Consider the following 14,743-nt stretch of genomic DNA (forward strand, 5'->3'; position numbering starts at 1 on the left):
GCTTTTGGCGGTCTCAACACGAATCCAACTGGTCTAATGATCACATTGGGTTCGGGTCAAAGAATCTCATGACTTTAGTCGTGAGAGGTTCAAACTGAGCCATATAAGTTTTTATAGCTGTTGTATCTTGCTCAACTTCTTTAATTAGTGTTACTAGCTTATCCATCAACTTTATAATCCGATCATGACGTTTTTGCGGGTCTTTTGAATGAAATCTGACCTGTTCAAATCCGGTTGGGGTCTTTTCTAGCCCGTTAAGGCGGGATAAATAAGCCGGTCACCGTTCCCTATTGAAAGAGTCTTACCGGCGAAAAAAGTCAACCTGTCACCGATAGTAGGATGACAGGTTGACTTGAGTCTTTAATTTCCGAAGTTCTGTTTCTACATTTTATAATTAATGGAGCCTTAACGCAAGGAAAAACTGGAATCAACTAATTCAATATCAGGGTGCTTTTGTTCGAACCAACGCAGCGAGAAATCATTTTCAAAAATAATCACAGGTCGTTCTTGATGATCTAGCACGACTAAGTTATTGGATGACTTTCTCAGTTCATCTGCATCTTCTGGTTTGGTAATCCATTTGGCAATTTGATGCGACATCCGTTGCATATCAAGATCAACGCCATATTCTGCCTTCATCCGATAGACAAACACATCAAATTGTAGTTGTCCCACAACTCCTAAAATCGTCTCTTCAAAAGGTGTACGATAGATTTGAATCGCACCTTCTTGAGCAAGCTGATTGACACCCTTTAAAAAGTGCTTTTGCTTCATCGCATTTTTGGCCCGTACTTTTGCGAAATGTTCAGGCGGAAATTGTGGTAATTCGCCGAAATTAAAAGTATCTTTCGATTCACAAACAGAGTCCCCAATTTGATAGAAACCTGGGTCGTATAACCCTACAATATCTCCTGGATAAGCATCGTCAATAATTTCACGACTATCCGCAAAAAATTGTTGCGGCTGCGCAAGTTTAACAGATTTCTTCGTTCGATCAAGCCAAACGGTCATGCCTCTCTCAAATTTCCCTGAACAAATTCGTAAGAAAGCAATACGATCCCGGTGAGCAGGATTCATATTGGCTTGAATTTTAAAAACAAAGCCAGAGAATTGATTTGAATCGGGCTTCACTTTTCCTATGCTAGATTCTCTTTCTTGCGGGCACGGAGCCATTTTTAAATAATGCTCTAAAAATGTTGGAACACCGAAACTTGAAACAGCACTACCGAAGAAGACAGGGGTTTGTTTCCCTTGTTTCACCGCTTCAAAGTCGAAGGGATTTCCTGCTTCATCAAGAAGCATAAGATCTTCCTCTAATTGGCGAATCGTCCCTTCATCCGCAACACCTTTTAATATTTCTGTTAAATCGTCATCTTCTGTTAAAACTTGAGTTTGGCGTTCACGTTTTTCATTGTACCATTCAATTTTATGATCCATTCGATCATAAACGCCACGAAAAGATTGTCCCATTCCGATAGGGTAGTTGATCGGATAAGATTCAATACCTAATACTTCTTCTAATTCTTCAAAGAGTTCAAGAGGTTCTTTTCCTTGCCGATCAAGTTTATTAATGAACGTAAAGATCGGAATCCCGCGATCCTTACATACTTTAAATAGTTTAATGGTTTGTGGCTCTACCCCTTTAGCCACATCAATAATCATGACAACGCTATCCACAGCCATCAATGTCCGATACGTATCTTCACTAAAATCTTGGTGTCCAGGTGTATCAAGAATATTAATTTTATAATCTTGATACGTGAATTGCATGACACTTGATGTTACAGAAATTCCCCTTTGTTTCTCCAGCTCCATCCAGTCTGATGTTGCAAACTTCTCGGATTTACGTGATTTTACAGATCCTGCCGTTCTTATTGCACCACCAAGTAGCAACAGTTTCTCTGTAAGTGTTGTTTTACCCGCATCCGGGTGTGAAATAATTGCGAACGTTTTTCGCCTTTGAATTTCCTGCTGTAATTGTTTCTGATTCATTTTAATACCTATCCTTTTCTATATATAACTTCCCACACGCATGTGATCTGCCTATTTATAAGTCCATGCATGTTTAACAAACAACGTTTCCAGTTGATAAACCTCACATGGATTGTCGCTTAAATTGGAAGCATTTTCTCACAACCCTTTTAAAGTTTTACATGAATGATAAAGTGAAACTTCCATCAGTGGGGTTTTCTTTGCCTTTGACCATTATACATTAATAATTAAAGACACGAGAAAAGCATTCGCTTGACTTACCCAATTAGGATCATGATCATCTAAACGAATGCTTTTACTCTTATATCCTATCCAATTATTTTATCATTTGTTCACGATTTTTTGAACTCTTTCCATTACAGCTGTTTTTAAGTCTTTGAATTTAGCATCAGATTCTTGTTTTGTATCAGCTTTTACACCAAAATAAAATTTAATTTTTGGTTCTGTACCTGATGGTCTTAAGCAGAACCAAGAACCATCTTCTAGCTGATATTTTAAAACATTAGAAACTGGTAATTCAATTTTTGTTGTCGCTTGATTCAAAACGTCCTTACGTTCTGAAGATTGGTAGTCTTCGATAACAGTAATGGGTACACCTGCCATTTCCACTGGTAGTTGTTCCCTGAATTCGGTTAAAATACCATTGATTTGTTCGACCCCTTGTTTTCCTTTTAGGGTGAGCGATTCGAGTCCTTCTTGATAAAATCCGTAAGTTTCAAAAATATCATTCAAGGCATCATATAATGACTTGCCTTGTTGTTTGTAATATGCAGCGGCTTCAGCAGCTAGCAAGCAAGCTTGCACGGCATCTTTATCACGAACAAAGTCTCCGACGAGATATCCATAACTTTCTTCATAACCAAATAAGAATTGGTAGCGATGATTAACTTCAAATTCATGAATTTTTTCACCAATAAATTTAAAGCCAGTTAACGTATCTAACGTTGGAACATCAAAAGCAGAAGCGATGGCACGGCCAATTTCTGACGTTACGATTGTTTTGATAACAATGGAATTTTCAGGCAACAAGTTCTTTGCTTTCTTTTGAGTCAAAATATAATGAAGTAAAATGGCCCCCGTTTGGTTACCTGTTAAAACTGTATATTCACCTTCATTGTTTTTAACCGCCACCCCAACACGATCACAATCAGGATCTGTACCGAGCAAAACATCTGCATCAATCTTCTTGCCGTATTCAATGGCAAGTGCAAAAGCGGCATGTTCCTCTGGATTCGGGGACTTCACGGTCGAAAACTCTGGGTCGGGCTCAGCTTGCTCCTTGACAACCGTCACGTTTGAAAATCCCCAATTTTTGAGTCCTTCCGTAACAGGAATACGAGAAGTCCCATGAAGCGGAGTAAAAACGATTTTTAAATCATCGCCAACTTGTTTAATCACTTCTGGTTGGATTGACAAAGTTTGAAGTTCCTTTTGATACGCTTCATCAATCTCTTGACCTACAATGTTTAATAAACCGTCAGCTTTCAATTCATCTTCATGACCAACGGCCACTTCTAGCTCGTCCGTCACCTCATCAACATATTGAATCAATTGACTCGCTTCTTCAAGTGGAAGTTGTCCCCCAAATTCGTTATATACCTTATATCCATTATATTGAGGTGGATTATGACTTGCTGTAATCACTAAACCTGAAAAAGCCTTTAGATAACGAACGGCAAAGGATAGCACAGGTGTTGGCCTTAATGATTCAAATACATATGTTTTTATACCATGCTTCGAGATGGTTTTAGCTGCTTCCATCGCAAATTCTGGAGAATAGTGACGTGAATCATAGGCAATAACGACGCCACCATGAATGGCTTTTTCTCCGTTTTTTAATATAAACTGAGCAAGACCTTCTGACGCTTTACGTATCGTATAACGGTTTAGCCGGTTAGTTCCTGGACCAAGTTCACCGCGCATCCCGCCTGTCCCAAATTCTAGGTTTTTATAAAAACAATCTTCTAATTGTATTGGTTGATCACTGATGGCTTCTAATTGTTTTTTTAAATCAAGATCTAAATCTTTTTTTTGTTTCCATTTTTGATAGACGTTCTCCCATCCCAATCGTTCCACCTCCGAGTATGTATACAAAACAAGTAATAAATTACATTTAATATAAACTGGTTATAAATTAGAAGATAATTCTATATAAGTATATCAAAAAAACAGGGTTTCTGACTAGAAAAAGATGGGTATAATATAGAATTACAGAAAAATATTTTTTTACAAAAACAGCAAGAATCTCCCTTTGAGATCCTTGCTGTTTTTTTGCTTACTTGTTCCATTTGATTTCATAAAGATCTTTTCGTCTGTCTTTCAACTGCGTCACATTTCCAGCGTTCCGTTGACGTCTTAAAATTTCAAGATCAACATCCCCTACAACAATCGTTTCTATATTAGGGGCACATTCTTCAACAATTCCATCTCGAGGATAGCTAAAATCTGATGGAGAGAAAATACCAGATTGAGCATATTGAATGTCCATATTCTCCACAGAAGGTAAATTACCTACTGTACCAGCAATGACCGTATATACTTGATTTTCAATTGCTCTTGCTTGAGAACAATAACGGACACGTAAATAGCCTTGCCTTTCATCGGTACAGAAAGGAGTGAAAATAATATTAGCTCCTTGATCCACGGCGTAACGCGCTAACTCTGGAAATTCAATATCATAACAAATGCATATTGCGATCTTTCCACAATCCGTATCAAATACTTTCATCTCATTCCCAGGAGTAATTCCCCACCATCTTCGTTCGTTGGGCGTAATATGAATTTTATATTGTTTCTCAATTGTACCATCTCTTCTAAAAAGATAAGCCACGTTATAGATATGATGACCTTCCTCAACAAAATGAGATCCACCAATGATGTTAACATTATACCGGACAGATAGACGTGAAAATAATTCCAAATATTGAGGCGTATAGGTGGTTAGTTTCCGAATGGCCCCGCTCGGACTTTTCTCGTCTAAAAATGACATGAGCTGTGTTGTGAAAATTTCAGGAAAAACCACAAAGTCAGATTGATAATCAGCAGCTACATCCGTAAAATACTCTACCTGCTCGGCAAAATCATCAAAACTGCTTATTTTACGCATTTCATATTGGATAGCACTAATACGAACTGGGAAGGATGTTTTATACAATCGTTTACTTTGCCTTTTAAAATCGATATTATTCCATTCCATTAAAGTCGCATTCGATTTAGAGGCTTTGTCATCAGGTAAATATGCCGTATTAAGTCGTTTTACAACAAAACCATTTAAAAGTTGAAAAGTTAGAACAGGATCATAAATGTTATGTTCAATCACTTCATCTACATATTCTCTAGGCGTCATCTTATCAGCATATTTTTGGAAGTTTGGGATTCTTCCGCCAATAATAATGCTTTCAAGATTCAAACGACGAGCTAGATCTTTCCTAGCATCATATAGCCGATGCCCTATTTTCATTCTCCTAAAGTCGGGATGCACCATCACCTCGATGCCGTAAAGATTCAAACCTTCTGGATCATGATTGGTTATATAGCCTTTATCCGTAATTTCATCCCAAGTATGTTCATCGCTATATTCATCAAAGTTAACGATAAGACTTGAGCATGAACCAATGAGTTTATCTTCGTAAGTGACACAAAATTGGCCTTCAGGAAAGATGCGAAGATGGCTATGTAGCTGATCGACAGTCCAAGGTTCCATGTTTGGAAAACAAAGGGCTTGAACTTCTAGTAATTCAGGAATATCTTGTTCAGTTAAGTTTCTAAGTTCTATTTTCTTCTCAAATTGAGTTGTATCTATTTTAGGCATATGTGTTGTTCCTTTCGAAATTCGATCTTACGAAAATAAAGGATTTAATTGATTAAGTTGTAAATCTATTCACTTACTTACTTTATCTTCAAACAACTGGATGATGTTTTCAATCTGTACGTTCTCCAACGTATCTAATCGATGATCAACATGATCAAACGTCATGTTTTTTGTAACAAAATTTGGTACAACCACACAATATAAACCTGCGTTTTTCGCACCTAATGAACCATTATAAGAATCCTCTATAGCTAATGCTTCATGTGGTTCAACACCTAAACATTTTACAGCCTGCAAATATAAGGCTGGATCTGGTTTTACTTTTTCTACATCGCCAGCGGTACGTATACAAGAAAAATATTCTCTTAGCCCTAGACGTTTTAAATGTCCTTCAGCCCAGCCCGGTTCAGAGCTTGTAGCTAAACCTATTTTTAATCCCAGTGAATCAATTGTTTTGATTAAGGCTTCGACACCTGGTAATGGGGTTTCTTTTTGAGCTCTAGAGATAAACCGTTCATCTCGTTCTTTATAGAATGAATCAGAATCAATCTTTTTCCCTGTTTGTTCTTCTAGGTACGCAATCGGATCAAATCCACCGTGTGTCCCAACCGCTTTCCACCAAACCTCAAGTGGAAGATCAATTCCATATTTTTGATACATTTCCTGCATCGTTTTATACATTACGGTCTCACTATCCATGATAACCCCATCAAAATCAAATACAACCGCTTTAATCATTTAACCAATCCTCTCATTTTTCATGTTGTTCATGTTCTTTTATCTTTCTTTCATCTCCATATTAACAAATATCAATACCCATATCTAACCATAACATAAAGTGAAACTTCTATCAGTGGGGTTTTCTTCATCCCCCACTGATGGTTAGCTGAACCAATCGGACCTTTACGGGCAGTTGGATCCCCCTCCTCTCTTCTTTGAATACTCAGAATCTTGATGTGGGGGTCTTTACTAGCCGTTAAGGCGGGATAAACCTTAACCAAATTTACGAATTCTTTAATACTCCTTCCCGTTTAGTCATTAGCAAGAGTGTGGATATATTGGAGTGCATCTCCATAATAAAAGGAAATCGTATTTCCATCACTTGCGACAACAATGGTCCCTAGTAAATCCGTTCTATAGGTTGGTATTTTTAAATATCTAAGTCGATTAATAACAGCTGGAGCAGGTATCGATTTATAATTATGTCGACCCGTTGATATGATTGCAGCATCAGGATTGACTTTCTTGAGAAAAGGTAACGTCGTACCAGTATCCGCTCCGTGATGACCGATTTTTATGACATCCGCCTTAACATTAACATGTTTGTAGAGAAGTTCTGCTTCACTTTGTTCCCCAGCATCTCCCATTAGAAGGAATGAATTATGGTTATAAACGATCTTTAAAACATAACTATAGTCATTCATATTATCGTATTTGCCCTGAACCGGTCCAATAAAATCAATATCCAAATGACGTGAAATTTCAATATTATTTCCGGCTTTTGCTTTAAAGATCATAATGTTTTTCTTCTCTAAGCTTTTTTTAAGCGTTCTATATATTTTTGTATGATGCGTCATTTTTGGCATGTAGAAGGCTTTAATTTTAAAGGAATTTAATAAACTTGGAACGCCACCGATATGATCATGATGCGGATGAGTGATAATAATCGCATCTAGTGTTTTTATCCCTTTATTTTGTAAATATTGCGAGACGTTCTTTGCATAACGCTCTGATCCCGCATCAACTAAAATATGCTTATGATTCGGCGTTTCAATGAAAATACAATCACTTTGATCCACGTCAATAAAATGGAGTTTCAATGCACCTTTCTCTGCTAGTCCTTTGGAATATGGAAAGCCTATCAAAAATAGACAGAGTAGTAGGCATGTCATGATTCGCATATGATACATCCTCCATAAATCTCTATTTATTCTATTGTTACGTTCCCCTTGGCTTTTTGTTTTTATCCATTCGCCTCTATTCAAAATTAAGCCCTTTTTTTCAGATTACCGATTAATCAGAAAGAATATGATTAAAAAACACGGTCAATTTCATCTTTTTGTAAAAAATAAAGCAAATATTAGCTTGGATTGCATACAATAAAACAATCAACCTTTTTAATGAAAAGGAAGATTGGATGATGTGTTCTTTAAGTCGGTGTTCACCTTATGACATGGTTAATTTAACTTTGGCTTGGAAAAAATTCATGGAGAATTTAACGGTGATAATACGATCAGAAGGGAGCCCTATCCAATGAAGAATTATTTAATTGCTGAGGAATCATGGGATTTACACCGAAAAGGTTATCAAGATCAACGGCGTCACGCTGAAAAAGTAAAAGAAGCGATTAACAGTAACTTACCTGATTTGGTGAGTGAAGAAAACATTATCATGTCAAATGGTCAGAATATTACAAGAATACCAATACGTTCTTTAGATGAATATAAAATTCGTTATAACTTTGACAAAACAAAGCATGTAGGTCAAGGTAATGGTGATAGTAAAGTCGGTGATGTCATCGCAAAAGCACCCGGATCAAGTACCGCTAATAAAGGGGCTGGAAAAGGTGAAGGAGCAGGGGAAGAACCTGGCGTTGACTACTATGAGGCTAATGTATCATTATTAGAAATCGAAGAATTATTCTTTAAGCAGTTAGAATTACCTAATTTAAAGAAAAAACAAGAAGCTGATATTATTGTCGAATCCATTGACTATCGAGATATCCGAAAAAAAGGTTTAATGGGAAATATCGACAAAAGACGCACCATCCTTTCAGCCATAAAACGAAATGCCTCTAAAGGAAAAGCCTCAATCAATCCTATTAAAGAAGAAGATCTAAGATTTAAAACATGGGAAACCATTGTCAAACCAGAGAGCAAAGCCGTCGTCCTTGCCTTAATGGATACAAGTGGATCAATGGGCATGTGGGAAAAATATATCGCGAGAAGTTTCTTTTTCTGGATGACACGTTTTTTGAGAACGAAATATAAACACGTTGATATTGAATTTATCGCTCATCATACAGAAGCTAAAGTCGTGTCAGAAGACGATTTCTTTAACAAAGGGGAAAGCGGTGGTACCATTTGTTCATCCGCTTATAGAAAGGCTCTTGAAGTCATCGATTCTTCTTATCCCCCTGAAAAATATAATATTTATCCTTTCCATTTCTCAGACGGAGACAATCTCTCATCTGATAACAAAAAATGCGTAGAACTTGTTAAAGAAATTATGTCGATTTCAAGTTTCTTTGGATACGGTGAAATCAACCCATATAATCGAAAAAGCACCCTGATGAATGCCTATCAAACGCTCCAAGATTTAGAGCCATTTCAATATTTTGTATTAAAACAAAAACGCGATGTCTATTATGCCATGAAACATTTCTTCTCAAAAGAAGACGATAACAATAAAATAGCTGCATTGAATGTTTAATTAACGATCGAATTCCTTATCACTAAGTCCTTAATAGCGTCATATATCGATGTGACTTAAGACTTTATCTTTATTCATCATATTATTCTTTAAGCGACAAAACCAACACCACATACTGGTGTTGGTTTTCACTATTTAATTCTTTATTTATCTGGGTTTGTCATAAAGGAAAATTTAGACATCGGCCAGTATCTAACATTCACTTTACCGACCACTTTATTCAATTTAACGGGGCCAAAAACTCGACTATCAATACTATTTTGCCTATTGTCACCCATGACCCAGATGGTATTTTTAGGGACTGTTATCGTCCCATTGTTTGGGAAATCATAGGTGAGATCACCTTGAATATCTTTCTTATACTGATTTAAATACGGTTCCTTCATGGCTTTTCCATTAATGTAGAGAACATCATGACGATAAGCTATTTTATCCCCTGGAAGGCCAATAACCCGTTTAACGTAATCTTCTGTCTTCGTTGCATGAAATATAACAATATCAAATCGTTTGGGTTTACTAATCTCGTAATCAATTTTATTGACAATCAACCGATTTCCATCTTGTAAGTTGGGCATCATTGATTTTCCCTCTACTACATAATTTGTAAAAATAAAGCTTCGAACTAAAACCGCAATTATGACGGCAATTCCAAGCGCTTTAATCCATTCAAACGCTTCTTTTCGTGATTTCTTCATCAATATGCCTCCATCTATGTAAGAACGTACTATCTTTAATTTACATGATAAAAAAAGGATACTCAAGCTATCTTATCCCATTTTATACAGATCTATTTTTTTGTAAACCCACTTCACCCTTTATTCATTCGTCAATTTTTTCTTTTTTACTTCCCATTTATCTTTATTAGGAAGAAAAATCTTATTGTAAAAAAAAAAAAACGTTCAAGAATCCTTACGTGATTCTTGAACGTTTTTACGCTTTTATCGATTGAGTAAACTACCGACATAGCGTAAGAGCTCATTAGCAGAAGTTGAATTATACCCATATTCATCAATCAATCTTGCGATAACTTCATTAATCCGTTTAAGCTGTGTTTCATCTGGAGTTTTACTTGACGTCGTTATTTTGACGACATCTTTCAAATCAGCGAATAACTTTTTCTGGATCGCTTCACGTAACCGCTCGTGCGAATTATAGTCAAAACGCTTTCCTTTTCTCGCATACGCAGAAATACGAATGAGAATTTCTTCACGGAACGCTTTTTTCGCATTTTCTGAAATTCCTATTTGTTCCTCAATCGATCGCATTAATTTTTCATCTGGATCAATCTCATCACCTGTAATAGGATCATATAATTTATTTTTATTGCAATAGGCTTCAACATTGTCTAAATAATTATTCATCAACGTTTTAGCCGATTCTTCAAATGAATAAACAAAAGCTTTTTGAACTTCTCGTTTGGCCATCTCATCGTACTCATGCCTTGCAACTGAGATGAAATCCATGTAGCGTTCCCGATCCTCTTTTGATATAGATGGGTGCTGATCAAGACCATCTTTAATGGATCGCAGGATATCTAGTGCATTGATCGATGGAACGCCCTTTTTAATAATAGCTGACGAAATTCGGTTAATAACATACCGTGGATCAATACCACTCATACCTTCATCTTGATGTTCGTGTTTTAATTCTTTTATATCAGCTGAATTAAATCCTTCTACACTTTCACCATCATATAATTTCATTTTTTTAACAAGATCGATCCCTCGACTTTTAGATTCTTTAAGTCGGGTAAGAATGGAAAAAATAGCGGCCGTTTTTAAAGCATGTGGCGCAATGTGAACATTGGAAACGTCACTTTCACGAATCATTTTACTATATATTTTTTCTTCTTCACTAACTTTCAAATTATACGGAACAGGCATCACAATAATACGAGAATGCAAGGCTTCATTCTTTTTATTACTAATAAAGGTTCGATATTCGGATTCATTTGTATGAGCAACAATGAGTTCATCGGCCGAAATTAACGCAAAACGTCCGGCTTTGAAATTTCCCTCTTGCGTTAAGGACAATAAATGCCATAGAAATTTTTCATCGCATTTTAACATTTCTTGAAATTCCATCAATCCCCGGTTAGCCTTATTTAGTTCCCCATCAAATCGATAGGCTCTTGGATCTGATTCTGATCCATATTCCGCAATGGTTGAAAAATCGATACTACCAGTTAAATCTGCAATATCTTGTGATTTGGGATCTGATGGACTAAAGGTTCCGATTCCTACCCTTTTATCCTCTGATAGAAAAATTCGCTCAACTGGAACATCTTCAATACGACCACCATATTCCTTTTCAAGTCGCATTGTATTTAAAGGAGATAGATTACCTTCAATTCGTATACCTGTTTCTTCAAAGAATGCTTCACGTAAATGATCAGGGATGAGATGAAGTGGGTCTTCATGCATTGGGCATCCTTTTATAGCATAAAGAGCTCCTTCATCGGTTCTAGAAAATTGTTCTAATCCTCTTTTTAGTAGAGTAACGAGTGTTGATTTCCCGCCACTTACAGGACCCATTAGCAATAATATCCGCTTTTTAACATCAAGCCTTCTCGCTGCGGGATGAAAATATTCTTCTACCAATCTTTCAATGGATTCATCAAGACCGTAAATACTATCATCAAAGAAATGATAATGTTTATGACCATTTTTCTCAGATACACCTGCAGATATAACCATGCTATATAGACGTGAATGTGCGGACTGCGCTATTTCTGGTTGCTTTCTCACGAGTTCCAAGTAATCTGCAAAGGTGCCTTCCCATTTCAATCGCTCTTCGTAGGCACGATACTCCTTGATTTTTTCAAGAAAGTCCATATAATCCCCCCAAAAAATTGTACAAATCGTATTAGATCGAGTGCAACGACTGTCCTTTGTTTATAAAATCAAGCCTTTTACAAATTCATATTCGCTAGAATCCAAAAAAATGACCAATCTATCGAATTAATCTTGGCAAGATGGAAAAGGATTAATCTAACTCAAAAAAAGCGCACTTCACATATCACTGTAAAGTACGCTTTTTTATTTACGATTCGTTCTAACTAAAAAGCAAAGCCATTGATCGGGATTCAAATAATGTTGAGGAAATTTAATAAAATTCTAATGCACGGCTAAAAACGATCACTTCGGTTCTGAAAACTCAAGATCTGGATAACCTTGTTGTCTTAGTGCCTCAAACACCATAATAGCTGCCGTATTGGATAAATTTAAGGAACGCATCACTTTTGTCATCGGCAATCTTAGACAATGTTCTTTATTCTCTGCAAGAAGTTCTGGCGGCAAACCACTTGTTTCACGACCAAAAACAAAGAAATAGTCTTTTGAAGTATCACTATAATCGAAAGAACTATGGGGCTTGTCACCGTGTTTCGTTAAATAGAAAAATTCGCCTTCACGATATTTATCAAAAAATTCGTCTAATGAATCATAATAGTTAACATCAACATATTTCCAATAATCGAGCCCTGCTCTTTTTAAAGCTTTATCATCTGTTGAAAACCCTAATGGGCGAATCAAATGTAACTTCGTATTCGTCCCTGCACATGTTCTTGCAATGTTTCCAGTATTAGATGGAATCTCTGGTTGATATAAAACGACATGTAATCCCATAAAAATCTAGCACCTCTCACTTTTTTTATCATTATATCACTTAATGGTTAAGATGAGCTTTGATCCTGAACATGAAAGAATTTATATTGAATATTCTTTGTGTATGCTGGTGAATCCTCATAAGCCCAATAACGATGTCTCGTATTGATTGTATGTGCATTAACAAGAGGCATTTGAAATGCATCCTGACTCGTCACAAAGGTGTTATGGTCCCACCTTCCATCGCCATTAAAATCATAGCAAATGATATCGCCAGGTACAAGCTGATCGGGACTCGATACCTCTATCGTACCCATAATATTTTTGTCTGAACTTAAATACCACCTCAAGCTATTAGCTACAGTCCAGCTATAACTCCAATTATTTCCCTCATACCACCAACCCCGGCCACGGTTATATTTTCCGACCATAGGAACATTACCAGCCTGGATACATTGAGAGACAAAATTTGTGCAATCATCAGAATGCCCCTTATAGGCCGGATTATAACTATTCCACCATCTTTCAGCATAACGAACCGCCTTCAAACGATCGTAATTGAAATTCCGATTGAATGGTTCAACTTCTATTTCTTGCTGATGGTGCCTACTCTCATTCGGTTCTTTTGTATAATCAATGTAAGCCTTATCGATTAATAGCTTTGTTTCATCGAAATACGCTCGCCTTACTTCTATAGCTTCTTCAATATAGAAGATGTCACGTTGTTTAATGAGCCACTCGGTATGAAGATGATATGTCAAAGCGTTCGCACCATCTCGTTTGTTATTCCTAATTGGCTGAGCATGAAGAATTGCTTTAATGATTGAAGCTTCTCTCTGCCTAATTCCTTGCTTTTTCTTTTGCATCGTTTGTCTCTCATCATCTGACACATACGAAAAGCGATCCGTATTCTTATCCACCCAAAAATCAGATAACGATTGTAAATATATATTAAAACTATCTAGCCATTGTGATCTCATTATTAAACCCACTTCCCTTATTTATAGGTTTTATACACGATATGAGATCCAACTGCTAAATTATGAGAAAAGTGAGGAGAAAGTTTTAGAAAGCGTCTTATCAAGAGCGTCCTCAAGGAAGGCTTTAGCTTTGCCGACTAGCCAAAGACAATGAACCACAATCTTCTTGGAAAAAAGCCTTAATAAAGAAAACTTGCCGATTGCGGGACCTGTAAGGCGCTAGAACAGAGGTCTAGAATGTGTCACTACGGCTTCGCCTTCTTGGCAACTCGATGCTTAATCGAGGAAGATGATGCTTGTTGCCCTTATACTTTATACCCTTAATTTTTATGCTTTCTTAATGTATAAAAAAAGCCTCTTTTTTCGAGGCTAAGGATAAACGTTATACAGATTTCTCCAATTTCAACAAAAATTCTTTTTTGTCTAATCCTCCGGCATATCCAACCAATAGACCGTTTGTACCAATCACTCGATGACATGGAACAATGATCGGAATGGGATTTTTATTGTTGGCTGAACCGATGGCCCTTACAGCTTTAGGGTTACCAATGATGGAGGCGATTTCTTTATACGATTTGGTTTTACCAAAGGGAATACTTTGAAGTGATTTCCAAACCTTAATTTGAAAAGGTGTTCCGATGTACACAACTGGGAAATTAAACGATTGTCTTTTTCCATTAAAATAATCTTGTAGTTGATGAATGATTTCTTCATGAACCTCTTGATCCAATTTTATTTCACCTTGAATCCTATTTTTTGTTAGCCAGCCTTGGATTCGAGGAAGTGTCACATCTAGTTTACCAAAGTCAATTTTACAAAGACCATTTTCTAAACTAACCAACGTTAAAGGACCCACTGGAGTTTCCATTTCTTCAACAAAAACATAAGGTTTATTAACCATTTTATTCACCTTATTCAATTTA

At 36.6% G+C, this 14,743-nt stretch carries 11 protein-coding genes; 1 reads left to right on the forward strand and 10 read right to left on the reverse strand.

Features of this window, described 5'->3' with window-relative positions:
* Nucleotides 1-405 precede the first annotated feature (405 nt).
* The 5 genes from FG390_RS13445 to FG390_RS13470 all read right to left on the reverse strand — a co-directional run bounded on the left by FG390_RS13445 (nt 406) and on the right by FG390_RS13470 (nt 7,704).
* Nucleotides 406-1,992, reverse strand: coding sequence for a peptide chain release factor 3 (locus FG390_RS13445; protein WP_141191556.1), 1,587 nt, complete (start codon nt 1,990-1,992; stop codon nt 406-408).
* A 324-nt stretch (nt 1,993-2,316) separates the two neighbouring features.
* Nucleotides 2,317-4,059, reverse strand: coding sequence for a phospho-sugar mutase (locus tag FG390_RS13450; RefSeq protein ID WP_141191557.1), 1,743 nt, complete (start codon nt 4,057-4,059; stop codon nt 2,317-2,319).
* Nucleotides 4,060-4,267: 208 nt separating this feature from the next.
* Nucleotides 4,268-5,803 (reverse strand): bifunctional GNAT family N-acetyltransferase/carbon-nitrogen hydrolase family protein, encoded by a 1,536-nt coding sequence (locus FG390_RS13455; RefSeq protein ID WP_141191558.1) that lies wholly within the window; start codon nt 5,801-5,803, stop codon nt 4,268-4,270.
* A gap of 69 nt (nt 5,804-5,872) precedes the next feature.
* Entirely contained in the window at nt 5,873-6,541 is a 669-nt protein-coding gene (locus FG390_RS13460) for an HAD family hydrolase (RefSeq protein WP_141191559.1), read from the reverse strand.
* 293 nt (nt 6,542-6,834) lie between these two features.
* Nucleotides 6,835-7,704, reverse strand: a complete 870-nt coding sequence (locus tag FG390_RS13470) for a ComEC/Rec2 family competence protein (RefSeq protein WP_181406499.1) — start codon at nt 7,702-7,704, stop codon at nt 6,835-6,837.
* Between the two features lie 352 nt (nt 7,705-8,056).
* On the opposite strand from FG390_RS13470, the gene yhbH reads away from it, so the two are divergent.
* Nucleotides 8,057-9,235, forward strand: a complete 1,179-nt coding sequence (yhbH, locus tag FG390_RS13475) for a sporulation protein YhbH (protein WP_141191562.1) — start codon at nt 8,057-8,059, stop codon at nt 9,233-9,235.
* Nucleotides 9,236-9,378: 143 nt separating this feature from the next.
* On the opposite strand, the gene lepB is transcribed toward yhbH, so the two are convergent.
* The 5 genes from lepB to FG390_RS13500 all read right to left on the reverse strand — a co-directional run bounded on the left by lepB (nt 9,379) and on the right by FG390_RS13500 (nt 14,721).
* Nucleotides 9,379-9,930 carry a signal peptidase I gene (lepB, locus tag FG390_RS13480; RefSeq protein ID WP_141191563.1) on the reverse strand — a complete coding sequence of 184 codons (552 nt, stop codon included), beginning with the start codon at nt 9,928-9,930 and terminating at the stop codon, nt 9,379-9,381.
* Nucleotides 9,931-10,173: 243 nt separating this feature from the next.
* The gene (gene prkA, locus FG390_RS13485) at nt 10,174-12,069 is read right to left on the reverse strand and encodes a PrkA family serine protein kinase (RefSeq protein WP_141191564.1); all 1,896 of its coding nucleotides are present in this window, start codon (nt 12,067-12,069) and stop codon (nt 10,174-10,176) included.
* A 303-nt stretch (nt 12,070-12,372) separates the two neighbouring features.
* Nucleotides 12,373-12,861, reverse strand: coding sequence for a tRNA (uridine(34)/cytosine(34)/5-carboxymethylaminomethyluridine(34)-2'-O)-methyltransferase TrmL (trmL, locus tag FG390_RS13490; protein ID WP_141191565.1), 489 nt, complete (start codon nt 12,859-12,861; stop codon nt 12,373-12,375).
* 47 nt (nt 12,862-12,908) lie between these two features.
* Nucleotides 12,909-13,820: an amidase domain-containing protein gene (locus tag FG390_RS13495; RefSeq protein ID WP_141191566.1), complete on the reverse strand. Its 912-nt coding sequence runs from the start codon at nt 13,818-13,820 to the stop codon at nt 12,909-12,911.
* Nucleotides 13,821-14,202: 382 nt separating this feature from the next.
* On the reverse strand, nt 14,203-14,721 hold the full coding sequence (locus FG390_RS13500) for a methylated-DNA--[protein]-cysteine S-methyltransferase (protein WP_141191567.1): 519 nt from the start codon (nt 14,719-14,721) through the stop codon (nt 14,203-14,205).
* Nucleotides 14,722-14,743 lie beyond the last annotated feature (22 nt).

The organism is Terrilactibacillus laevilacticus (genome assembly GCF_006517395.1).
Classification (GTDB): Bacteria; Bacillota; Bacilli; order Bacillales; family Sporolactobacillaceae; genus Terrilactibacillus; species Terrilactibacillus laevilacticus.